This is a genomic window from Hominimerdicola alba 8, from assembly GCF_000178155.2.
Lineage (GTDB): Bacteria > Bacillota > Clostridia > Oscillospirales > Ruminococcaceae > Hominimerdicola > Hominimerdicola alba_C.
The window spans coordinates 31,057-56,315 of record NZ_ADKM02000095.1; the positions used below are offsets into that span (position 1 = coordinate 31,057).

The 25,259-nt window shown below is 49.9% G+C and carries 17 protein-coding genes; 15 read left to right on the forward strand and 2 right to left on the reverse strand.

Features of this window, described 5'->3' with window-relative positions:
• Positions 1 to 8 precede the first annotated feature (8 nt).
• Positions 9 to 269, reverse strand: coding sequence for a hypothetical protein (locus CUS_RS11875; RefSeq protein WP_157769525.1), 261 nt, complete (start codon positions 267 to 269; stop codon positions 9 to 11).
• A gap of 147 nt (positions 270 to 416) precedes the next feature.
• Between CUS_RS11875 and rsmA the strand changes: the two genes are divergently transcribed.
• From rsmA to araD, 10 genes are all read left to right on the forward strand, one after another.
• Positions 417 to 1,277, forward strand: coding sequence for a 16S rRNA (adenine(1518)-N(6)/adenine(1519)-N(6))-dimethyltransferase RsmA (gene rsmA, locus CUS_RS11880; protein ID WP_002851072.1), 861 nt, complete (start codon positions 417 to 419; stop codon positions 1,275 to 1,277).
• A 71-nt stretch (positions 1,278 to 1,348) separates the two neighbouring features.
• The gene (locus CUS_RS11885) at positions 1,349 to 3,658 is read left to right on the forward strand and encodes a SpoIIE family protein phosphatase (protein ID WP_002851036.1); all 2,310 of its coding nucleotides are present in this window, start codon (positions 1,349 to 1,351) and stop codon (positions 3,656 to 3,658) included.
• 312 nt (positions 3,659 to 3,970) lie between these two features.
• Positions 3,971 to 5,962 carry a 1,4-alpha-glucan branching protein GlgB gene (gene glgB / locus CUS_RS11890; protein WP_002851007.1) on the forward strand — a complete coding sequence of 664 codons (1,992 nt, stop codon included), beginning with the start codon at positions 3,971 to 3,973 and terminating at the stop codon, positions 5,960 to 5,962.
• A gap of 83 nt (positions 5,963 to 6,045) precedes the next feature.
• A complete protein-coding gene (locus tag CUS_RS11895; RefSeq protein WP_002851004.1) occupies positions 6,046 to 7,248 on the forward strand; it encodes a glucose-1-phosphate adenylyltransferase in 1,203 nt (400 codons plus the stop codon).
• A gap of 16 nt (positions 7,249 to 7,264) precedes the next feature.
• Entirely contained in the window at positions 7,265 to 8,392 is a 1,128-nt protein-coding gene (glgD, locus tag CUS_RS11900; RefSeq protein WP_037277242.1) for a glucose-1-phosphate adenylyltransferase subunit GlgD, read from the forward strand.
• Positions 8,393 to 8,679: 287 nt separating this feature from the next.
• Positions 8,680 to 10,089 carry a glycogen synthase gene (locus CUS_RS11905; RefSeq protein ID WP_002851073.1) on the forward strand — a complete coding sequence of 470 codons (1,410 nt, stop codon included), beginning with the start codon at positions 8,680 to 8,682 and terminating at the stop codon, positions 10,087 to 10,089.
• Between the two features lie 208 nt (positions 10,090 to 10,297).
• Positions 10,298 to 10,948 carry a hypothetical protein gene (locus CUS_RS11910; RefSeq protein WP_002851002.1) on the forward strand — a complete coding sequence of 217 codons (651 nt, stop codon included), beginning with the start codon at positions 10,298 to 10,300 and terminating at the stop codon, positions 10,946 to 10,948.
• Between the two features lie 32 nt (positions 10,949 to 10,980).
• The gene (locus tag CUS_RS11915; RefSeq protein WP_002851065.1) at positions 10,981 to 12,561 is read left to right on the forward strand and encodes a xylulokinase; all 1,581 of its coding nucleotides are present in this window, start codon (positions 10,981 to 10,983) and stop codon (positions 12,559 to 12,561) included.
• Positions 12,558 to 12,950, forward strand: coding sequence for an MmcQ/YjbR family DNA-binding protein (locus CUS_RS11920; RefSeq protein WP_002851078.1), 393 nt, complete (start codon positions 12,558 to 12,560; stop codon positions 12,948 to 12,950). The genes CUS_RS11915 and CUS_RS11920 overlap by 4 nt, the downstream gene beginning before the upstream one ends.
• A gap of 2 nt (positions 12,951 to 12,952) precedes the next feature.
• Positions 12,953 to 13,642 carry an L-ribulose-5-phosphate 4-epimerase gene (gene araD, locus CUS_RS11925; RefSeq protein ID WP_002850994.1) on the forward strand — a complete coding sequence of 230 codons (690 nt, stop codon included), beginning with the start codon at positions 12,953 to 12,955 and terminating at the stop codon, positions 13,640 to 13,642.
• A 225-nt stretch (positions 13,643 to 13,867) separates the two neighbouring features.
• Here araD and typA read toward each other — a convergent pair whose 3' ends face one another.
• Entirely contained in the window at positions 13,868 to 15,682 is a 1,815-nt protein-coding gene (typA, locus tag CUS_RS11930) for a translational GTPase TypA (RefSeq protein WP_002851022.1), read from the reverse strand.
• Between the two features lie 558 nt (positions 15,683 to 16,240).
• Here typA and CUS_RS20435 point away from each other — a divergent pair.
• The 5 genes from CUS_RS20435 (at position 16,241) to folD (ending at position 24,315) form a co-directional block, all read left to right on the forward strand.
• Positions 16,241 to 19,342 carry a dockerin type I repeat-containing protein gene (locus CUS_RS20435; RefSeq protein ID WP_002851076.1) on the forward strand — a complete coding sequence of 1,034 codons (3,102 nt, stop codon included), beginning with the start codon at positions 16,241 to 16,243 and terminating at the stop codon, positions 19,340 to 19,342.
• Between the two features lie 248 nt (positions 19,343 to 19,590).
• Entirely contained in the window at positions 19,591 to 20,871 is a 1,281-nt protein-coding gene (yfmF, locus tag CUS_RS11940) for an EF-P 5-aminopentanol modification-associated protein YfmF (protein ID WP_002851080.1), read from the forward strand.
• Complete coding sequence (gene yfmH, locus CUS_RS11945) at positions 20,864 to 22,147, forward strand: EF-P 5-aminopentanol modification-associated protein YfmH (RefSeq protein ID WP_037277249.1); 1,284 nt, start codon at positions 20,864 to 20,866, stop codon at positions 22,145 to 22,147. Before yfmF ends, yfmH begins: the two co-directional genes overlap by 8 nt.
• A 7-nt stretch (positions 22,148 to 22,154) precedes the next feature.
• A complete protein-coding gene (gene lgt, locus CUS_RS11950) occupies positions 22,155 to 23,390 on the forward strand; it encodes a prolipoprotein diacylglyceryl transferase (RefSeq protein WP_002851053.1) in 1,236 nt (411 codons plus the stop codon).
• A gap of 73 nt (positions 23,391 to 23,463) precedes the next feature.
• On the forward strand, positions 23,464 to 24,315 hold the full coding sequence (gene folD, locus CUS_RS11955; RefSeq protein WP_002851045.1) for a bifunctional methylenetetrahydrofolate dehydrogenase/methenyltetrahydrofolate cyclohydrolase FolD: 852 nt from the start codon (positions 23,464 to 23,466) through the stop codon (positions 24,313 to 24,315).
• Positions 24,316 to 25,259 lie beyond the last annotated feature (944 nt).

Sequence of the window (25,259 nt, forward strand, 5' to 3'; positions counted from 1 at the left end):
ACGACATCTCACCTGTCCCCGCCGAAAAGTTCCCGCCTGGCAAGGTAAGCCGCTTCACCGACCTTGCCCGCACTCTTTCTGCCGCCGCACAGCCTCGCCGCCGCCGACAAGTTTTCCGTACTGACACCAGCATATCCCCGATGTCCCGCCATGTATACCACCCTCGCAGGCAGTTCCACGCCTGCAAAAAATGCCGAATTATTCACATTTCCGCCGCCTTTCACGCCGCCGCACCACGTTTTAATTGTGCGTAACTTGCTTAATTTCAAAAAAAGTATGTCCGTTTTATGTGAAAATATTCAAAAAAGTATTGACTTAAAGAGCATGATATGCTAAAATTGTAATATCTGTGACCGTTCTGCATTTTCAGACGGCAATTCACACCCTGTTATTTCATAAAACTACGGGAGTTAACAATGGACAATCTTTCAAATATAGGCGTCATCAAGGACGTCATGCAGCGTCACGGCTTTACGTTTTCAAAGGCGCTGGGGCAGAATTTTCTGGTAAACCCATCGGTCTGCCCGCGCATAGCCGAGATGGGCAACGCTAAAAAAGGCTTCGGTGTCATCGAGATAGGCACAGGTGTCGGCGTACTGACAAACGAACTCGCAAAGCGTGCTGACAAGGTAGTAGCCATCGAGATAGATGACCGCCTTATCCCCGTACTTGAGGAAACGCTTGCAGAACATGACAATGTAAAGGTCATAAATGCCGATGTCATGGAGGTAGACCTGCACAAGCTGATAGAAGAGGAATTTGACGGGCTGGAGGTGGCAGTCTGCGCCAACCTGCCCTACTACATAACCTCGCCCATACTTATGATGCTTCTCGAACAGCGGCTGAGGATACGCTCGGTCACCGTAATGGTGCAGAAAGAAGCGGGCACGCGCCTCTGCGCCCCTGTTGGCACACGGGATATGGGCGCTGTCACGGTGGCGGTCAACTATTTCTCCGCACCGAAGATACTTTTCAATGTTTCGCGCGGCAGTTTCATGCCCGCGCCCAATGTTGACAGCTGTGTGGTGCGCTTCGACATAAAAGAGGACACCCCCGCAGGTGTCACCGATGAAGCGTTCTTCTTCAAGATGGTGAGAGCGGCATTCTCACAGCGCCGCAAGACTCTGGTGAACTCTGTTTCATCGGGTATGGGGCTTGACAAGGCAGCTGTCACAAAAGCTGTGGAAAACAGCGGTCTGCCCGCAGCGGTCAGACCCGAACAGCTTAAGATGGAACAGCTTGTCACTTTCAGCGAAGAACTAAAGAAACTCGCGTAGATACGACACTTTTCACACCCCCTGTGTGATAGGATATAAAGACAATATTCTATTTCGGGGACGTGATAAATATGCTGCAAAAAGTAAAAACAGCGGAGAAAAAAGCAGTTCCGCAGACCAAAAGCACAAACACTGTCAGCAAGGGCAGAAAACTGAGATACAGAGTCGCAGCCTACGTCGGCGGACTGATAACAGGTCTTTCGGTGACGCTGGGTTTCCCGTCATTCATGTGCGGGGCGGCGGCATCACTGGCAGGCGGCTGTTCGGTGTACGCCTTTCTGGGGACACTGACGGCTTTCCTGTTAAATCGCGGGCTTGAAGCAGGCATAGTGCAGATATGTTCGGTGCTGGTCATCACGGCGATACACTTCATCGACCCGTTCGGTGACCGCCGCGATGAACCGATATACCGCTCACTGGTGGTAACAGGCGTGTTCATGCTTTTTTCCTGCGTGATGACCGTTGCAGTGCCTACAGACTTCTATGTGGCTTCGATGCGCATGATAAATTCACTGCTGGCAGGCTGTACCGTGTATATCGCCATGACGGTAATGAACTCGGCGCGGCGCAGCGGCGTTTTCGACCTGACAGGCATGAACGGCGTGTTCGTCGGCATGTTTTACATAGTCGCGGTCAGCGTGCTGGCTTCGGTGAACATTTTTGCAGTAAATCCCGGCAGGGCGCTGGGCGCATTCGTGCTTTTGCAGGCGGCGAGGAAATACCGCAGCTTCGGCGGCGCTGTAGTGGGCGCACTGACAGCCTGCGGCGTTCTGGTCAGCGACCCGAGCCTTGCACGCAACACACTTCTTCTCGCGACTGCGGGGCTGATATGCGGCGCTTTCGTAAAATTCGGCAGCCTTGCCGCTGCCATGAGTTTCATGGTGTCATCATTGGTGAGCCTTGTGGCTGTGGGCGTAAACGGCGATACCTACCACATGTTCGCGGATATCGCCGCAGGTTCGCTGCTTTTCATAATGATACCGACAAGCAGGATAAGACGGCTCGGCAAGCGCATCTCAGGGTTCAGCAATACCCCTGAGATAGTCGGACAGACCACCGCCGCAAGGCTGGCGATGGCAGGGCAGACCCTCAGCGAGATACGCAAACGGCTGGACATGGTAACTGTCACTATGGACAGGAACACTGCTTCACGCACAGCAGCCGCTGAGGTAAAGAGATACCTCTGTGCCGACTGCCCGTCTTACCACATCTGCTTTGAGGAAGACTGCGGCGCTCCGACGGACTTTGCGCGCCTGCAAGCAGTCATCGACAATGGCGGCGCGGTCACCGCTGTGATGGCTGACAAAACAGTAAAATGCTGCGACCGCCCCGCGCTGCTGGCAGAAGCCTTCAACGATATGGGCAGGCGCATTCTCGAAGACAGGTCTGAAAATATACGCATGCGCGAACTGCGCGGCATGCTGACCGACCAGCTTCTCTCAATGGAAGAGATACTTGCTGACCTCAGCTTCCGTTCATCGCGGGTGCGCTCGATAGATGCGGGGCTTTCCGCAAGGGTACGCGAACAGCTTTCTGCGATGGGCTGCAAGGGCGCAAAAGTATGCGTGTATGTCGATGAAGACCTCTGCCGCCGCGCCGATGCTTTCATAAACGGCGGATTTACAGGCGATATCGCCAAGCTGACGGCATCTGTGTCGTCACTGCTGGACTGCGATATGGGTCTGCCCGATATCACGGGCGAAGCGGGCGTGATACGCATGTCGTTTGCCGAACTGCCAGCGTACAAAGCCGATGCAGCCGTATTCTCGGCATCTGCCGGCGGCGAATATTCGGGCGACAGCAGTGATATCTTTGATGCAGGCGGCAGTGAGAAATACCTTCTGCTGTCTGACGGCATGGGAACGGGCAAACGCGCAAGGCTCGACTCGGCTTTTACCGTCAGCCTCAGCCGAAAGCTGCTGATATCAGGGCTTTCTATGACCACTGTACACCGTCTGGTCGCCTCCATGCTGCGCGTAAAAGGCTGGGAGGAGAGTTTTGCAACGATGGACATGCTGCGCATAGACCTCTGCGGAGGGCGTGCATCTCTGCTGAAAGCGGGCGCTGTGAAAAGCTACCTCTGCCGTGACGGTTCGGTGATGCCGCTGGGCGGGACTTCTTTCCCCGCAGGCATACTTGCCGACTGCCCGCCCGATAAATGCGATGTAAAACTGTTTGACGGCGATATCATCATAATGACTTCCGACGGTGCCGACGATGACACCGCAGTATATCTCGCACAGACCGCCGCCGATACAGATATCATCGACATGGACGAACTGGTGCAGCGGTTGGGCAGCATAGCCATCTCGCGCAGGCAGGGCGCACACGCCGATGACCTCACGATAATGGCAGCACGCATGTCGCTCCGCCGCGAATAGTCAGAATATATAAAAGAACCCTGAATAAATAGTATAATTTTTAAAAGTTAGATATACAATTCCACCAAAGCGGTGACTAAAAATATGTAAGAAGTTGAAAATAATTACTAAACCCCTTGAAAAACTATTAAAAAAGAGTTAAAATAAGAGTATTAAAAAGGCATAATTATGTCATATACCAAACACCAAAGCTGTGTCTGACGCTGAAAGGTCACAGCGGTCTTTTGCCGTTTATCTTGCGGCAGTGTTCGGTATAACAGCACAAGCTGACGGCATATTTTCCCTGTTCACTGTAAGGAGGCAAGCGTTTTCATGGATAAGATACCTCAGGGATATGAGATACCCCTTTACCTTTTCCACAACGGCACCAATATGGAAACTTACCGTTTTCTTGGCTGTCACAAGGGCGAAAAGGACGGTAAGAAAGGTCATTATTTCAGGGTCTGGGCGGCTAAAGCCAAAGCCGTTTCACTGGTCGGTGACTTCAACGGCTGGGACGATGACAAGACCCCGATGGAAAAGATAGCCGACTCGGAAGTATGGGAAACTTTCGTTGAGGGCTTAAAGACTTTCGATACATACAAATTCTGCATAGACGGCTGTGACGGCAAGCGCCATTACAAAGCCGACCCCTACGGCACTCATATGGAATTGAAGCCCCAGACAGGCTCTAAGATATTCGATATCGAAGGCTATGAGTGGAAGGATAAAAAGTGGCAGGAGGCACGCAAGACCAAAGATGTCTACAACTGCCCGATGAATATTTACGAAGTACACCTCAATTCGTGGAAAAGCTGTGATGACGGCGTGTACTATTCCTATACAAAGTTCGCTAAGGCGATAATCCCCTATCTTAAGGAGATGGGCTATACCCACATCGAATTCATGCCGCTGGCAGAATTCCCGTTTGACGGTTCGTGGGGCTATCAGGGTATAGGCTACTACGCCCCCACATCGCGTTTCGGCACGCCGCATGAGTTCATGGAGATGATAGACCTGTTCCATCAGGCTGAGATATCTGTCATTCTCGACTGGGTGCCTGCACACTTCCCGCGTGATGAGGCGGGTCTGTTTGAGTTTGACGGCGGCGCTTCCTACGAATACGCTGACCCGAAGAAGAGGGATCATCTCGCGTGGGGCACAAGGGTGTTCGACTATGGCAGGAACGAGGTCAAGAGTTTCCTTATCTCCAACGCACTCTACTGGATAGAACAGTACCATATAGACGGTCTGCGCGTTGATGCAGTGGCTTCGATGCTGTACCTCGACTATGACAGGCGTGACGGCGAGTGGACACCGAACATCTACGGCGGACACGAGAACCTCGAAGCTGTGCAGTTTTTGCGCGACCTGAATACCGCTGTGTTCTCAAGGTGCCCAACTGTGCTGATGATAGCTGAGGAATCCACCGCATGGCCGATGGTCACAAAGCCGGTCACAGACGGCGGTCTGGGCTTCAACTTCAAGTGGAACATGGGCTGGATGAACGACATGCTCAAATATATGAGTTATGACCCCATCGACAGGGCGTTCCACCACGATATGCTGACATTCTCGTTCTTCTACGCATTTTCCGAGAATTTCGTACTCCCCATCTCACATGATGAGGTGGTACACGGCAAGGCTTCACTGGTGAACAAGATGTACGGCGGCGATGTGGATAAAAAGTTCGAGCAGTGCAAGCTGTTCAACGCATATATGATGGCGCATCCCGGCAAAAAGCTGATGTTCATGGGCACTGAGTTCGCGCAGTTCCGCGAGTGGGACTATGAGAACGGTCTGGAGTGGTTTTTGGTCGATGAGTACGAGAACCACCGCAACTATCAGGCATTCTCAAAACGGCTCAACCATTTCTATCTCGACCACCCGCAGTTCTGGCAGAAGGACTTTGACTGGTCGGGCTTCAGCTGGATAGCGAATGACGACTTCCGACAGAGCATAATAATCTTCCGCAGATTTGACAAAGATGCCAACGAGGTGATCGTGCTGTGCAACTTCGTGCCTGTAGAAAGAAAAAGCTACTGCTTCGGCGTGCCTTACAAGGGCAGATATACTGAGGTATTCAACTCGGCATCGCCCGACGGCGCACCGATGACAAACGGCACCGTGAAGTCGCAGGACGTTCCGATGCACAATTTCAGTCAGTCCGTCTGCATAGATATACCGCCTTTCGCCTGCTTGTATTTTGAGGTGAAAAAGGACGAAGAAAAGCCTGACAGCGTAAAGAAGTCGGACGAAGAGAAAAAGTCTGCCGACAATAAAAAGTCAGCGGCAGACCAAAAGGCTGAAACAGCCGAAGAATAAAGACAACTCACACCCCCGCACCGATAACGGCGGGGCGTGAAGAAATATAGTAAGAAAATAATAATTTGGTGGGTGAAAATTTTATGTTCAACAAAAAAGAATGTGTGGCTATGCTTCTGGCAGGCGGTCAGGGCAGCAGACTTTACGCCCTGACTCAGGACGTTGCAAAGCCCGCAGTGCCTTTCGGCGCAAAGTACCGTATCATCGATTTCCCTCTGTCTAACTGCATAAATTCAGGTATAGACACAGTGGGCGTGCTGACCCAGTATCAGCCGCTGGTGCTGAATGAATACATCGGCAACGGTCAGCCCTGGGACCTCGACCGCATACACGGCGGTGTTCATGTACTGCCCCCATATCAGAAAGCAATGGGTGCTGACTGGTATTCGGGTACAGCAAACGCTATCTATCAGAATATCGGCTTCATCGACAGATATGACCCCGAATACGTAGTAGTGCTTTCGGGCGACCACATATACAAGATGGACTACAATAAGATGCTGGAATTCCACAAGTCAAAGAAAGCCGCCGCTACCATCGCGGTGCTTGACGTGCCTAAGGAAGAAGCGAGCCGTTTCGGTATAATGATAACCGATGATGACGACAATATCATCGACTTTGAGGAAAAGCCGAAGGTGCCCAGATCTACTCTTGCTTCGATGGGTATATACATCTTCACATGGGAGAAACTGCGTGCTTACCTCATCGCCAATGAAGAGGACGAAACTGCTTCAAAGGACTTCGGCAAGAACATAATCCCCGATATGCGCGAAGCAGGCGAAAAACTGGTGGCTTACAGATTTGACGGCTACTGGAAGGATGTTGGTACCATAGAGTCGCTGTGGGAAGCAAACATGGATCTTATAAATCCAAATATCCCGATAGACCTCTATGACCCCAACTGGAAGATATATTCCAGAAACCCTGTATACCCGCCCCAGAGTATAGGCAAGAACGCTCAGGTGCAGAACTCTATGGTAACTGAGGGCTGTGTCATTGACGGTTCTGTTGAGTTCTCAATGATATCCGACGGCGTTATCGTCGAAGAGGGTGCTGTTATATATGACTCGATACTGATGCCCGGCGCTGTCGTAAAGAAAGGCGCTAAAGTAGAATATGCGATAGTAGGCGAAAACTCGGTGATAGGAGAGAACTGCCAGATAGGTGCCCGCCCCGAAACTATCGAGGACAAGGACAGTTGGGGCGTTGCTGTCGTGGGTCATAACCTGACCATCTCTGACGGAAGCAACGTTCTGCCAAAAGCAATAATCTACGAAGATATGTAAGAAAGGACCGAGTAAAATGGAAGTTAATATGGGTAATGTACTGGGTCTTGTTTTCGCTAACATGCACGACACGACTCTTGGCGATATGACAAAGAACAGGACTATGGGTTCTGTAATGTTCGGCGGCAGATACCGCCTGATAGATTTCCCCCTCTCTAATATGGTAAACAGCGGCATCTCTGAGGTCGGTGTAATAACCAAGTCCAATTATCAGTCACTTCTCGATCATCTGGGCAGTGCAAGAGAGTGGGACCTCGCAAGAAAGAAGGGCGGTCTTTACATACTGCCTCCTTTCGGCAACGTTGAAAGCACCCTCTACAGAGGCAGGATAGAAGCTATCTACGGTGCTATGAACTTCATCTCGCATTCTACTGCGAAGTATATAGTTCTCACCGACTGCGATGTTATCACCAACATCGACTACAAGCCGATAGTTGCAAAGCATATCGAGAGCGGCGCTGATATCACCGTTGTATCTCACACAGGTCCGTATACCTCTGATGACCTGAAAACCGCCACTGTGCTGAACACCAACGAAGAGGGTCAGGTCACAAGCGTGCTGATACAGCCCGAACTCAGCGGCACATGCACATGCAGTCTTAACATGTTCGTTATGAGCATGGAATTTATGGTGGATATGATAAAGGACTCCATCGCAAGGGGCAAGGTGTCTTTCGAGAAGGATATACTTCAGGAGAGATGCAGTGAACTGAAAATAATGGCTTACGAATACAAGTACTATTTCAGCAAGCTGAATTCCACCGATACATATTTCAAGGCAAACATGGATATACTCGACCCTGAGAACGCAAGAAAGCTGTTCGTTCCCAAAAGGTCTATCTACACAAAGGTCAGCGATAATGCACCTGCAAAGTATGACCTCGACTGCATAGTAAAGAACTCGCTGGTGGCTGACGGCTGCATAATCGAGGGCGAAGTGGAGAACTGTGTGCTGTTCAGGGGCGTAAAGATAGGCAAGGGCGCAAAGCTGAAAAACTGCATACTCGGTCAGGGCACTGTAGTTGGCGACGGCGCACAGATGAACTATGTCATAACCGACAAGGACGTTACCGTTGCACCAAAGCATGTGCTGACAAGTTCCGCCGAATATCAGATGTACGTTTCTAAGGGCGCTACCGTCTGATATGCCGATATAAGGCGGCAGGGTATGACACCCGATGCCGTTTTGCTGAGGCGTTTGGCGAAAGCATAAAGAATTATGACTGTCACGCTGATATACCCGTTTCGGGGGAAAGATACAAAAACATCAATTATTCGTTTTTATCCCGAATTTACGTTGTTACGCGGATAGCCGCATAAAGAATTTATGCCGCATAGTGCCCGTCGGCGGCGCTGTGCGGTTTTTATCAATATCGGTCACGCCGCCTGTTTATGCGGCTGACTTTATCTACCAAAAAGGATGGTGATACTATGAAAATACTTTACACCGCAAGTGAGGGTCTGCCTTATGTGGCTTCGGGCGGACTGGCTGATGTTGCAGGTTCACTGCCTGCCGCACTGAACGCACTGGGGCAGGACTGCCGCGTTGTTCTGCCGATGTACAGTTCCATCAGGCAGGAACTCAAAGACAGGCTGAACTACGTGACCAATTTCACCGTACCCGTTGCATGGCGCAACCAGTACTGCGGAGTTTTCGTGGGCGTTGAGAACGGCGTTACCTACTACCTGCTGGATAACGAATATTACTTCGCAAGAAACGGTCTGTACGGCTTCTATGACGATGCCGAGAGATATATATTCTTCTCGCGGGCAGTGCTTGAACTGCTTAAATTCATCGACTTCAAGCCCGATGTCATAAATGCAAACGACTGGCAGACGGCACTTGTGCCTGTATACTACGATATATTCTACCGCTACCAGCCGGGCTATGAGGATATAAAGACCGTGTTCACGATACACAACATTCAGTATCAGGGTCAGTACGGGCTTGAAATTATCGGTGACCTTATGGGCATACCGCTGTATCACACAAATCTGCTGAGTTATGACGGCGATGTGAACTTCCTCAAAGCCGCCATTGAAGTCAGCGACAGGGTAACAACAGTTTCACCCAGCTACGCATGGGAGATACTCGACCCCTGGTACTCGCATTCCCTTGACAGGGAACTGGTACACCAGCAGTATAAACTCAGCGGTATCTTAAACGGCATATCCCAGACAATTTACGACCCCGCCACCGACAAGAACATCGCCAAAAACTACAGCCTTGCCGATAAATCGGGCAAAGCAGTCTGTAAGCGTGCCCTTGAAAATGAACTGGGCATGTCCACAGGCAAAGAACCCATCATCGGCATAGTCACAAGGTTCGTTTCGCACAAGGGTCTTGACCTTATAAAATATGTGTTCGAGGATATGATAAGGCTGGGCTACAAGTTCGCGATACTCGGTTCGGGCGAAAAGATATACGAAGATTTCTTCACCGAGATGCACTACCGCTACCCCGACAGAGTCGGTCTGCGGCTGGGATTTGTACCTGAACTTTCGCGCCGCGTATATGCAGGCGCAGACATGTTCCTCATGCCGTCACAGAGCGAACCATGCGGTCTTGCACAGATGATAGCACTGCGATATGGCACTATCCCGATAGTACGTGAAACAGGCGGTCTGCGCGACACCATCAGAGATGCGGGCGGCGAGAACGGCAACGGCTTCACTTTCAAGACCTACAACGCACAGGATATGCTCGATGCGACAATACGCGCAAGGGCATGCTACGATGACAAGATGCGCTGGGGCAGACTGGTGAACAACGCCTTTAAACAGGATTTCAGCTGGGAACGCTCAGCTAAGGAGTATATCAGACTTTACGAAGATATCTGATATCATACAGGAAGACTTGCGGGTCTTCCTGTTTTTATTCTGATAAAACGCACAGATCTGTCTGAACACTGTCAATTTTTATCAGCTTTGCCGAATTTGAGTCAGATTTTTCTACAATTACGTGAAAACATAACGGCAAAAAAAGACTTGTAATTATCAATTAGATGTGATATAATAAAGTTGTAAGTACAATTTAGGAGGACTTACTATGGATAATTTCCGCGAAGACTGGCAGACTATGCCCGATGAAGACCTGCGCGACATATACCGCAAAAAACTGAGAGAACATAAGCGGCTGGGCACGATAGCTTTTGCGCCGCTTCTGCCTGCACTGCTGGTATATGGCTTTATGGGCTGGACGGGCTTCTTCATTTTTGAGATCGGCGGCTTCAACAAGAGCGACATGGATTTCGCTGTGGGACGGGCTTTCTACTATGTCGGACTGGCAGCCAGCAGTGCGCTGATACGCACCGTAAGTTATAAACACCGCTGGATGATATTCCTGCCCGTCGTGATCTCGATATTATTCGTGTCCGTACTTTTCGGTGAATTTTCCATAGAACCTGTAATAATGCTGGGCTATCTGGGCTATGCCTACTACAGATCGGGCGAACTTCTGACCGACCTTGATTTTCTGCGGGGTCTGCCGCGCTTTCCGTTCGACTATCACAGCGCACAGCGCGATGTGCGCAATATGGGTATGAAAAAAGCCGCAGACACGCTGGAACTTTCGTCAGGGCGGGCTGTATCGACAAATTTTGAGGATATATTCACCTCAGACCACCCCGAACTGATAGCTTCGCCGCCCGATAAAAAGGACGACTACTTCCAGCAGAAAAAAATGAAGTACAAATGGTGACCGTAAAGATCTGACCGCAAAGGAGAATTGACATGACAACTAAGGAAATGATAGAACAGGGCAAAACATATCTCGGCATCGAGTTCGGTTCGACCCGCATCAAGGCTTGCCTCGTTGACGAGAGTTTAGCGCCGATAGCAGGCGGCTCTCACAGCTGGGAAAACCGCCTTGACAACGGCATATGGACATACACCCGCGATGACATCATCACAGGGCTTAGGCACTGCTATGCCGAACTGAAAAAAGATGTTACAGACAAATTCGGCGTTACCCTCACGACTTTCGACGGCATGGGAATATCTGCCATGATGCACGGATATCTCGCCTTTGATGAGAATGATGAACTTCTCGTGCCTTTCAGGACATGGCGCAATACCATGACAGGCGAAGCCGCCGCAAAGCTGACTGAACTGTTCGGCTTCAATATCCCCGAAAGATGGAGCATCGCACACCTCTATCAGGCTATTCTCAGCAAAGAGAGTCATGTTGGCAGTATCGCACACCTGAACACACTTGCAGGCTTCGTTCATTTCCTGCTGACAGGCGAAAGAACGCTGGGCGTGGGTGACGCTTCGGGCATGTTCCCCATTGAGGGCGGTGACCACTACAACACCGCCATGCTGGAGAAGTTTGCCGCGCTGCCCGAAACTGCCGTACTCAGCAGGTCACTCAGCGAGATACTGCCCGCTGTGGCGCAGGCAGGCGACAAGTGCGGCACACTTACCGAAGCGGGCGCGAAACTTCTCGACCCCGCAGGCGACCTCAAGGCAGGCGTTCTCTTTGCACCGCCCGAAGGTGATGCAGGCACAGGCATGACCGCCACCAACGCTGTCCGCAAGGGTACAGGCAACGTTTCCGCAGGTACAAGCATCTTCTCGATGATAGTCCTCGAAAAGCCAATGAAAGGTCACTATCCCCAGATAGATGTGGTCACCACCCCCGACGGTGCAGATGTGGCTATGGTACACTGCAACAACTGCTGCGGCGAACTGGATAAGTGGGTAAACATGTTCATCGAATTTTCTAAGCTGGCAGGCAGTCCCGTTGATGTTTCCGATGCTTATGAGATACTCTACAAAAACGCCCTCAACGGCGCGCCCGACTGCGGCGGCGTGGTGGGCTACAACACCATTTCGGGCGAACCTGTTGTTGGTCTTGGCGCGGGCAGACCCGCATACTACCGTCAGTCGGACAGCGCTATGCCGCTGGCAGACTTCTTCCGCGCCGAACTCTACGGCGCTATGGCGGCGCTCAAAGCGGGCAACGATATACTGTTTGAGAAAGAAGCTGTTCAGCCCAAAAGCATCACAGGTCACGGCGGGCTTTTCAAAGTCAAAGGCGTTGCACAGCAGTTCCTTGCAGATGCACTGGGCAGTGATGTCAGCGTAATGTCCACCGCAGGCGAGGGCGGCGCATGGGGCATGGCTCTCCTTGCGGCTTACACCTGCGAAAAGCAGTCAGAAACACTTGCCGACTGGCTTGATAACCGCGCATTCGCAGGTATGGAGAAGTCCACCGTCAGTGCAGACAAGGCAGGTTCTGAGGGCTGGAAGCAGTACATGAAGAACTACTCCGCAGGCATACCCGCCGCTAAGATACTGGGCGAGATATGACAAGCGGAAGGGATAAGGTATTCGGCTTTGTCAAAAAAGAATATGATACCGACCCCGAATACCTCTGGGAGGGCGACTTCGACACCGCAGTGTTCCGCCATAAAGATACCAAGAAATGGTTCGGGATAATCATGCAGGTCAAGCGCTCGACTCTCGGCATAGAGGGCGAGGGCACAGCCGATGTGCTGAATGTCAAGTGTGACCCTCTGCTGGTTGATATACTTGTGCAGAAACAGGGCTTCATGCGGGCATACCACATGAACAAGCGGCTCTGGATAAGCATTCTGCCCGATGAAGTGACCGACTTTGCCGAAGTCTGCTCGCTGATAGACCAAAGCTACAAGCTGACCGACAAAAAGCCCAAAACAAAATCATCGAAAGGAAAATGAAAATGTTAGAAGAACTCAAACAGAAAGTCCTTGAAGCAAACCTGCTTCTTCCGAAATACGGTCTTGTGAAATTCACATGGGGCAATGTTTCCGAGATAGACCGCGCAAGCGGACTGGTAGTCATCAAGCCGTCGGGCGTTGAGTATGACGGCATGAAAGCCGAAGATATGGTGGTCGTTGACCTTGACGGCAACGTGGCAGAAGGTCACTACAAGCCCTCCAGCGACACACCCACACATCTTGAACTCTACAAGGCTTTTCCCGAAGTGGGCGGCATCGTACACACCCACAGCAAGTGGGCTGCCAGCTTCGCGCAGGCAGGCAAGGGCGTTATCCCCTACGGCACAACTCAGGGCGACTACTTCTACGGCGAGATACCCTGCACCCGCAAGATGACCCCCGAAGAGATAGCAGGCGAGTACGAAAAGGAAACAGGCACAGTCATCATTGAAGCATTCAAGGGCATTGACCCCATGTCTATCCCCGCAGTACTCGTCCACAGTCACGGACCTTTCACATGGGGCAAGGACGCATTCGATGCAGTGCATAACTCGGTAGTGCTGGAAGAAGCCGCATTCATGAACTTCCACACCGTTATGCTCAATCCCGGCATCGCCCCCATACAGCAGGAACTTCTCGACAAGCACTACCTGCGCAAACACGGCAAAAACGCCTACTACGGGCAAAATTAATTCATAATTCATAATTCATAATTGTTGACATGGACGCGGGTATCGCGTTTTGACGGTCACATTTTATTACAAAAAAGAAAGCACCTGTTCTTTGTGTGGAACAGGTGCTTTTACTTCGGCACAAAAATGCGCTCACGGAAGATCTCCGTGAGCGCTCTTTTTCGATAAAACGGCAAAGCAATAATGCCTGCCAATAATTATGAATTCTGCATTATGAATTATGAATTACATTTTCGCTCTGTCTTTGGCACGCTGAGTGTTGCTCAGTGTTCTCTTTCTGATGCGTATGCTCTTGGGTGTTACCTCCAGCAGTTCGTCATCAGCAAGGAATTCCAGCGCATCTTCCAGCGACATGTTTCTCGGCGGTATCAGTCTGAGTGCATCGTCCGAACCGCTGGCGCGGGTGTTGGTCAGATGCTTTTTCTTGCAGACATTTACCACAAGGTCTTCCGACTTGGGTGATGCACCGACTACCATGCCCTCATATACCTGAGTGCCCGCAGTGATGAACAGTTCGCCGCGCTCCTGAGCGTTGTACAGACCGTAAGTGACAGCTTCGCCTGTTTCAAATGCAACCAGCGAACCCTGCGCTCTCTTGGGAATGTCGCCCTTGTAAGGCTCATAGCCCTCAAATACCGAACTCATGATGCCCTCGCCCTTAGTGTCGGTCAGGAACTCGCTCTTGTAGCCGAACAGACCTCTTGCAGGTATCAGGAATTCAAGCCGCATTCTGCTGCCGATGGGGTTCATAGACTGCAACTCACCCTTGCGGCTTCCCAGCTTCTCCATTACAGAACCAACTGCATCTTCGGGAACATCTATAACGACTCTCTCGATAGGCTCATTCAGCTGACCGTCTATCTCGCGGTAGAGCACGCGGGGTGTGGAAACGCCCAGTTCATAGCCCTCTCTTCTCATGTTTTCGATGAGGATAGAAAGGTGCATCTCACCTCTGCCCGCTACGCGGTAGGTATCAGCATTGTCAGTTTCGGAAACTCTCAGCGAAACGTCCTTCAGCAGTTCCTTGAACAGCCTGTCACGGATATGTCTTGTGGTGACGAACTTGCCCTCTCTGCCCGCAAAAGGCGAGTTGTTTACCGAGAATGTCATCTCGACGGTAGGTTCGCTTATCTTCACGAAAGGCAGAGCCTCAAACTTGCCGAACTCGCATATCGTATCACCGATGGTGATGTTCTCTATACCGCTTATGCAGACGATGTCGCCAGCCTTAGCCTCGTTGACAGGCACCCTGTTCAGACCCTCTATCTGATACATGGTGACTATCTTGCCGCGATACTCCTGCTTGGTGTTGTGGTAGTCACCGATGGTAACATCCTGATTTACCTTCATTGTGCCGCGCTCGATGCGTCCTATCGCGATCCTGCCCACATACTCGTTATAGTCAATGGCAGATACAAGATACTGCATGCCGCCCTCGTCTTCTACCTCAGGTGCGGGCACGTAGTCGAGTATCATATCGAACAGAGGTGTCATGTCAGTGCCGCCGTCCATCGTCAGCGAAGCTGTACCATCTCTGCCCGAGCAGAACAGTACAGGGCTGTCAAGCTGTTCATCGGTAGCATCAAGGTCAAGCAGAAGTTCCAGCACTTCCTCAACGACCTCTTTAAGACGCGCATCCGGTCTGTCTATCTTGTTTACGACAATGATTATCTTGTGACCCAGTTCAAGCGCCTTCTGTAAAACGAAACGTGTCTGAGGCATGGGACCCTCAGCCGCATCTACCAGAAGCAGAACACCGTTGACCATCTTAAGTACGCGCTCTACCTCGCCGCCGAAGTCAGCGTGACCGGGAGTGTCGATGACGTTTATCTTAACGTCCTTGTACTTGATGGAAGTATTCTTCGCAAGGATAGTTATACCTCTCTCACGCTCGATATCGTTGGAGTCCATAACGCGCTCTTCAACAGCCTGATTTTCTCTGAAAGTGCCGCTCTGCCTGAGCATCTGGTCAACGAGAGTGGTCTTGCCGTGATCGACATGGGCGATGATAGCCACATTTCTGAGGTCTTCTCTGATCATTTTCTCTTCCTCCAATTTTACTGAAGTTTATTACTTTACGTTTACAATTGTTTAAACAACGCCTATCTTACATAATTCGGGGAGTATAATCGCGTTTTATAAAGTGCAATTTAACGAACTGCCCCCAACAGCAAAATAACCCTGCGCTTAGCGCAAGGTCACTTTAGACAATATATTATAGCATATTTTGTAAGAAATGTCAAGCGCGAAAAATAAAATTATAGTTATCCCGCTGTACACCACAAAAACGGCGTTCTTGCAGAACTTAAGGTGGTTGACGTATGGTGCTCAATCATTCTTTCATTTACCGCATTTTCAGACGGCGTGCCAAAGGGATAGTCATAAAAAAAATCATATGAATATCCACACTTTCAAAAAGTTCCGATTTTCCTAAATTTTTATTGACTTTTTATTAACTGTGTGATATAATGGTGAAAAGCTGTTGGGGTTTTGCATTTATATGTAAAAAATTATGTTGAAATCGACCAATTCGTCAAAAAATGCAGGACCACGCTTAATATCACGCGATACAAATTAATTTCTAAGGAGGAATCAACCATGCAGACCAAGCGAAAAAACTTTGGCAAACGCACCCTGAGCGCCGCACTTTCGGCAGCGATGGTGCTTTCGGCAGTACCCGCATCGGTGTTCACCGCAGATGCGGCTGTAGGTATCTACTTTACCACACCGCCGCGGAACAACTGCTACACTGACAAGCTGCCCACCGTTCTGTGGGAGTACAATGCCACAAACATGTGGGCAGATGCCTACATCTATCAGGTGTCGGACAAAAACGGCAGCAATCCCGTAAAGATCACGAAGATAGGTCCTGCCAGCTTCAAGACCGCTTCATGGTATGTCGATGACTACGCACAGCTGGGGCACTACTATCAGGTGTGGCTGAAAGATACCAAATCGTCAGACGTTGTCAAGAGCAGCACTTTCTACCTGGATACCGCCCCGAAGATAACTTCTCAGATGAAGGACTACTATCTCGGTTCGGGCGATGAACCGACCTACGGCATAAACTTCCCCGCCGCCAAGACCGAACTTTACGGCGGCTTTACCCATCTCAAGACCTACGATGACTACGGCGATGACTGGAATGTTCTGAGCAATATCAGCAGACGCGGTCCTATCTACAAAGACGAAGATTTCGGTGAACCCGACAACCATGCGACCTATACTTTCAGGTCGTACTATACCCCCACAAAGTATGTCGAAACCGAACCTTTCCACGTATTTCAGGCTGAGATAGAGGAACAGCCCGAAGATGCTGTCATCTACAACATGTCACCCAACGGCACGACCGCCACAGCAAACTTCCCCATCAAGGGTGTAAGACTTGTCACCAACTGGGGCACGAAAGAACTTGATACGAGCAGGTACGTGCTTTCCGAAGACGGCAGGTCGGTCAAGGTAAAATTCTCGCAGGCTGATGCGAACATATCCAACAAATATTGGCTGGAACTGAAATACGGCTCAAAAGACACCGCATGGGTCAAAACAGATGAATTCCGCTGCTATTCCGATACTTTCGAGTACACTCTCCAGCCGCAGGACGTTCTGGTAAAGGAAAGCGAGGTGGGCTCAGTCGAACATGCTGTTGAATGTTCCGACTATAACATCTGCCCCGAATACGAAGAAGTACTGGCTGACGGCGAAGTGATAGACTACTGCGAAGGCGATTACTTCTACATTTATAATGTAGATACATCACTTGCGGGCAAAGAACTCAAATTCAGGACTTACTATCCTTCATGGAACGATGAATTCGAGAAGACCTATTCCGATTATATCGAGTCAGATGTGTTCCATGTTCGCGCAATGGCTAATGTCAACTTCATGGTACAGCCCATTGATGTTGACCTGCCCGAAGATGGTTCGGAAGGTCTTGCCACCTGCGCAGTTGACTTCGAGCCACGCGGCGCAGCCCTCTACAAAGGCGAAGAAAAGATAAGCGATAAGTGTACATGGACATTCGAGGGCGGCTCTGCTGTCATAAACTGCCCCGTTACCGCCGACATGAAGGGCGATGGCATCAAGTTCAGGGTATACTACGGCGATGACGGCGAGTATATCGACTCTGATACTTTCGCGGTGACTCAGTATAAGATCACATCACAGCCGGGCAGAGAGATCTACCTGTACCGAAATACCAACACCCGCGAACTGGTATACGAAACGAACTTCCCTGTAGATACCGCTAAGGTAATGGACTACTGGAACAACACCACATACTCAGATGCGGTCATAAAGATAGAAAATACCGAAGACAAGGGCAAGGTGACATTCACCGCCAACAGCGACTTCGAGTATAAGACCGTTTACCTGTCGATCCGTCCGAAGGGCAGCGGGAATGCTCTGAAAACAGCGGCTACCGACATCTATCCCGCATTTGAACCCGATTTCTATGAACTGCCCCAAAGCATAGTTTTCCCCGATGATGTCAATGAAGTATCTGTGATATTCGGCTGTGAATTTGACTTTACTAACTATGAACTTTACGCAGACGGCAAACTCGCGGAAAGCTACCACTGCGACCCTGTCAGCTTCAATTATGTCAACATCACAAGAGATATCGCAGGCAAAGATCTTGTGCTGAAAGTCACCGTACCCGCCAGCGAAGCCAGAGGCACCCCCGAAGAATACCTTGAAAGCCCTGTTTTCAAGGCAGTACTTCCCGACAGCAGCCACAAGTTCTCGATGCAGCCTAACGATATGGATATAACTTCGGGCGACCTGCATCACCTGACATGGAACACCAACTTTACACCTGTAAAAGTTGAAGTCACCACAAATCTGACATACTCCTACTACACACTTCCAGACCCCACACAGAAGAGCCTTGACTATATCTTCTGGTACAGCAATTCCTTTGACAGCGATATCTACCGCCTGAAAGCATATTACGGCGAGGGTGATCTGGATTATGTCTACAGCGACACATTCAAGTCAGTCAGACCCGCTTTCTCGGTAGAACCAATGGGCGGCTACGCACCCACAGGCGAGAACCTGAAGATCGAATGGGATACCAACTTCAAGCCCGTCAAGCAGGAACTCTGGGCTGACAACGCATTCGTAAAAGAACTGAAAGCAGATGCAAAGTCTGTCGAACTGGACGGCATCGGCGTGAACAACTATCAGATAGTTTCTTACTATGACGATGACGAGAACAGCGCAGTGTTCAGCGCGTATTTCTTCGTCAAGCTGACAAATGCGCCCATATACAAGCTGAAAGCCAACAAAGATGTGATTTTCTATAACTCCGACGGCTATTATACCTCATCTGCCATAGAGGGCGAAACTGTTGATATACTCTTCGTTGGTTCCTATGAAGATTTCGGAAGCTGGGTTTCAAAGAGCGGCAATGTCAATTTCGATGACCCCGAAAATGATTACACACACTTCACCATGCCCGCAGGCGATGTTGAAATAATCATCAACAAGCCGAAAGCACAGGGTCTTAAGGGCGATGTCAACGGCGACGGCAAGATAAATGTCACCGATGTTTCAAAGGCAGCCGCCCATGTAAAGAACATAAAGAGCCTTGACTCCGATGCTGTATCACGCGCTGATGTAAACGATGACGGCAAAATAAACATCACCGATGTTTCAAAGATAGCCGCACACGTAAAGGGCGTCAAGACCCTGCATTAAATAATGATTTTCCGATATCCCGCAGACTGCATGCCTGCGGGATATCTCTTTCTGCCTGAACTGCCGCAAAAAACTGTCAGCAGTATCAGCGGCGCGGCACAGCAGATGTTCAACCGTGAAAATGAAAATATTGTGAAATCGGTGGAATTTTTTACAGTTATGTGTTATACTATAAGTTGGTATATTTTCATCTGTCAACTAATTTTAAACAGGCTTTCCGCGAAAAGTCTATAGAACGGAGAATGTAAATGGCAGTAAATTATAATAAAACGGAGATAGGCAAGGGCATCACCCTCACCCGCATCACCGACCCCAAGTATAAGGCGAATATTATCCGTGTAAGATTCATCACACCGATAGTCCCCGATGATCTGGGCGTGAATGTACTGCTCACTTCACTGCTGGTGACTTCAAACTCGCAGTACAAGTCGAGAAGTGAACTTTCAAAGAAGTTTCTGGGACTGTACGGTACTTCCATCGGCGCGGTTTCGGCTAATGTCAGCGACTATCAGTCGGTGGGCATGACCATAAGCGCCATACGCGACCGCTTCACCATCGGCGGCGAGGTCATCTCGGATGAAGCTGTGAAACAGCTGATAAAATGTATCTTCGAGCCTGACCTCACCGACGGAAAATTCAACGAGAACTACTTCCGCCTGAGAAAGCAGGAACTTCTCGACAACATAGCCGCCGCAGTCAATGACAAGCGCGGCTACGCATATATGAAAGCGAAAGAAGTCATCTACGCGGGCGAACCTGCGGCGGTATCCGATATGGGCACTGCCGAGCGTGCAGCCGCTATAACTCAGGAAGACCTGCTGAGGCAGTACCGCTTCCTGCTGAAACATGCCGCCATAGACATAACCGTGTGCGGCGGCGGTGAGATAGACAGCGCAGTAAAACTGCTGACAGATGCTTTTGCAAAAGTCGAAAGGGGCGATGTGCCGCAGATAGACTATCTCAAAGCATCACCCGTCAAGGAAAAGCTGTGCGTAAAGGAAGAGCCGATGAACATAAACCAGAGCAATATGTTCATGGCGTACAAGACCGACTATCCGAATATATACGCCAACAAGCTGATGGACTGCATACTGGGCGGCTCGGCATTTTCAAAGCTGTTCATGAACGTGCGCGAGAAACTTTCGCTGTGCTATTACTGTGACAGCTATTTCAGCGACCTCAAAAACGTGATGATGATAGAAAGCGGCGTTGATACAGCCAATATCGAAAAGGCACAGCAGGCTGTAACAGCCGAACTGAAAGCCATGCAGAACGGTGATTTCACCGATGAAGAGATGGAAAATGCAAAGCTGTATATATGCAGCGGCTTCATGTCCAACTACGACTCGGAATGGGATATCGGTGCATGGTACAGGGTGCAGGATACACGCGGCACCGCCTACACCCCCGAAGAATGCTGCGCACTTATAAATGCTGTGACAAGGGAACAGATAATCGAAAGTGCCAAAAGCATGAAGCCCGATACGATATTCATTCTTAAGGCGGAGGGAGGCAGCGATGATGAATAAGGAAATTATCAGAAGTGAACGTTTCGGTGAGCAGTATTCGCTGATACACCACCCCTCAGGACTTGATGTGCTGGTATGGAAGATGGATAACTATTCCACCACCGAAGCGATGTTCGCCACAAAGTACGGCTCTATCAATACATGCTTCAAGACTGCCAAAACAGGCGACTTCATCGAAGTCCCCGAAGGCATCGCACACTACCTCGAACACAAGCTGTTTGAGAACGAGGACACCGATGTGTTCGACCTTTACGCCGCCACAGGCGCATCGGGCAATGCTTTCACCACTTTCCATGAAACAGCCTACACATTCAGCACAGCCCGCAACTGGGACAAGGCGCTGGAAATACTCCTCGACTTTGTGCAGAAGCCCTATTTCACACAGGAAAATGTGGATAAAGAACAAGGCATAATCGCACAGGAGATAAAAATGGGCGAAGACTCGCCCTACCGCAGCTGCTACTTCAACCTGCTGAAAGCGCTGTATAAGGAACACCCCGTAAAAATAGACATCGCAGGCACAGTGGAGTCGATCGCTAAGATAACCCCCGAACTGCTTTACGACTGCTATTACACTTTCTACAATCTTCACAACATGGTGCTGTCCATCGCGGGCAATGTTGATGAAGACAAGGTCATCGAGATATGCGACAAGCTGTTGAAGCCCGCAGAAGACCTTAAACTCGAATGCCGCTTCCCCGAAGAGGGTCACGGCGTTGCACAAAAGCGCATCACAGGTAAATTCCCTGTAGGTCTGCCGCTGTTCGATATCGGCTTCAAAAGCAAGCCCTGCGGCGGCATAGAACTTGAAAAGCGCGCCTGCATAGCAAAGACCATACTCCAGCTGGTGGCAGGTACTTCATCACCGCTGTACCAGCAGATGTTCGAGGACGGTCTGATAAATTCACAGTTCGGCTACAGCACCTTCAACGCAGTTGACAGCTATTTCGCCTGCATAATATCGGGCGAGTCGAAAGACCCCGACGAAGTCTACAGGCGTATAATCGCTGAACTTGACCGCGTACAGCGCGAAGGCTTTGACAAGGAGAACTTCGAGATACTCAAAAAGTCGCGCTACGGCTCGATGGTAAGGACTCTCGGAAGTGTCGAGGGCATCGCAGATTCGATGACCGAAAGCTACTTCAACGGCACTACCGTGTTTGACGAGGCAGAAGTGCTGGCAGAAATGACCATCGAGGACTGCATGGCGGCGGTGAGCGAACTGTTTAACGAGGAAAATTCGGCTATATCCATAATAGAGCCTGCAAAGGAGTAAATGAAAAATGAACATGAATGTTATGACTGCCCTGACAGCCCTCGCGGAGGACACAGCCGCAGTCAGAGAAAAGCTGAGGGCAAATCCCGATAAGGTGTATTTCCCGAATTTCGGCGGCGGCGATAATATCCTCAAAGAGGGCATCAGCATCGACCGCGTGGCGTTCACGGTACCCGGACTGAACTTCACGGTATACTGGTACGGACTGCTGATAGGCATCGGCATGCTGCTGGCGATAATCTACGGTTTCAGAAAAATGCGTCCCTGCGGCATCGACCCCGACAGAGCGACCGACTCGGTGATAAGCGGCATTATCGGCGCTATCATCGGTGCAAGGCTCTACTATATCATATTCAATACAGAGGGCATGAAGCTGACCGACTTTTTCAAGATACGCGACGGCGGTCTTGCCATCTACGGCGGACTTATCGGTGCGATACTGGTGGGCGGCATCGTCACTAAGCTGAGGGGTCTGCGGCTTTCCGCCATGCTGGATGTCACAGCACCCTGTTTCCTGATAGGTCAGTGCATCGGCAGATGGGGCAATTTCTTCAATCAGGAGGCTTTCGGCGCAAACACCGACAAAGCGTGGGGCATGCTGTCGTGGAAGACTGCCGCGTATATCAGCGACCATTATGACACCCTCACCGATGTTGACGCTTTCAAGCCGATACACCCATGCTTTTTGTATGAGTCGCTCTGGTGTCTGCTGGGATTTGTGCTTCTGCACCTATACTTCAAACACCGCAAGTTCGACGGCGAGATATTCCTCATGTACACATTCTGGTACGGTCTGGGCAGGTTCTTCATAGAAGGTCTGAGAACTGACTCACTCTATCTGGGTCATATAAGAGTTTCCCAGCTGGTGGCAGGCACATGCGTTGTCGCATCTGTCATACTGTGGATAGTTTTCAGAAGTTCGGTAAAGCGTTCGGACAGCTACAAGTTCTTCTGCGAAACGGAAGTTTCCAAAGCACAGCTGGCAGAGTTCACCGAGTATGAAGATATGCAGAAGGAAAAGAAAGAACTGAAAAAGAAGATAGACGAAGCCAAGCACAAGGGCGAGAGTTTTGCGGAACTTGAAAAGGAATACGAGAAAAAGTTCGGCAAGGAAGCTGTGAAAGCCAAAAAGCAGGCACTCAAAGATGCCGCAAGCAAAGACAAGGAAAAGGCTGAAAAGCCCGATGACGGCTACAAGTCGATACTCGCAGATGACGAGGACGAAAAGGAAAATAATGACTGACTCCCTCAGTACGCCGAATAGCGGCGTTCAGGCAGGACAGCCATAAAACGACATAAACAGGAGGTAAATGAAAATGGCAAACATTATTGACGGCAAGGCGGTATCCGCACAGGTCAAGGAAGAGATCAGGCAGGAGGTCGAGGCGCTGAAAGCTAAGGGCGTTGAGATAGGTCTGGCAGTGGTGATAGTGGGCGATGACCCCGCATCACAGGTGTATGTAAAAAATAAGGAGAAGGCTTGTGAAACTGTAGGCTTCAATTCCTACAAGTACGCTCTGCCCGCTGAAACTACCGAAGAAGAACTGCTGGCACTGGTAGACAAGCTGAACAAGGACGACAAAGTTGACGGCATACTGGTACAGCTTCCTCTGCCCAAGCACCTAGATGACAAGATAATCATAAACAACATACGCCCCGACAAGGACGTTGACGCTTTCCACCCCGTAAACGTGGGTAAGATAATGATAGGCGATTACAGCTTCCTGCCCTGCACACCTGCGGGCGTTATGGAACTTATCAAGTCCACCGGCACAGATGTTGCAGGCAAGGAATGCGTTGTCATCGGCAGAAGCAACATCGTTGGCAAGCCTCAGGCTATGCTCCTGCTCCATCAGAACGGCACTGTTACCATCACCCACTCAAAGACAAAGAACCTCAAGGAAGTCTGCGCAAGGGCTGACATTCTCGTGGCGGCAGTCGGCAGGGCTAAAATGGTCACCGCTGACTACATCAAGGAAGGCGCTGTTGTCATAGATGTCGGCATGAACCGCGATGAGAACGGCAAGCTGTGCGGCGATGTTGACTTTGAGGACTGCAAGGAGAAAGCAGGCTACATCACCCCCGTTCCCGGCGGCGTAGGTCCTATGACCATAGCTATGCTGATGAAGAACACCCTCACAGCAGGCAAGGAGCATCACGGCATCTGACAGTCGGCTCAACGATAAAATATCAGAGAAGGGGCTGTTGCAGCCCCAACAAAGAAAAAAGAGCCTGGCACAGACCTGAAAGGTAGTGCCAAGCTCTTCTTTTTGTGGTATAATATAATTGCAAAAACCATTAAACCAACGAAAGGATCGTACCACAAAAATGAGAAATTGTCAAGTGCGAATGAACGGGAGCATACAGGCTGAGGGAGCATTCGGCGTTCTTAAACAGGACTATGGTTTCAGAAGATCTCTGTGCAGAAGCAAGCCAAAAACGATAATACAAGTCGATCCCACCACTAAATTGACAAAATTGACAAAAGCTGACACGAAAGTGTCAACTATATAAACCCCGAAAAATAGGGCTTTCAGGGGTCAAAACATAAAAGTTGACAAAATTGACAGGGTAGTAAGGATACTTTAAAAAATAAATTTACCATATATTGGAAATTACCTGCTATTTTTTCATTTTTCCCCTTACCTTGTCAACATTGTCAATTTTCTCAAAAACAAGGTTTAAACGCCGTAAAATAGGGCTTTTAAAAGTTGACAAAGCAGTGTCAATTTGTGTCAACTTTGTCAACTTTGGAATTGTCAAGAAAAGGGGTCTATCCATGAAAAAAATACCTGATGACCGTATATACCTATTTCGTTTCGGGCGAAAAATATACTTCCCGACCGTTTTTGAACTGAAAACGGCATAAAAACCAGCAGAACATAACACCCCCGAGTCCTTTTTTTTGAAGAAGGCTTGGGGGGTGCTGCGGTTGCAACAGCCCCTTTTTTTTGCGTGATATTTGACGGTGCGGGCGGCGCGGAAATGCTTGTTATGCCGTCATTCATCGCGGCGGTCGGGGGGTGGACGCTGTTTATTTTTCTTTTGGCGCACAGCATGTCACTTTTTTTGTAAATGACAAAAAAGTGCTTTACTTTTGGGGCGAGATGTG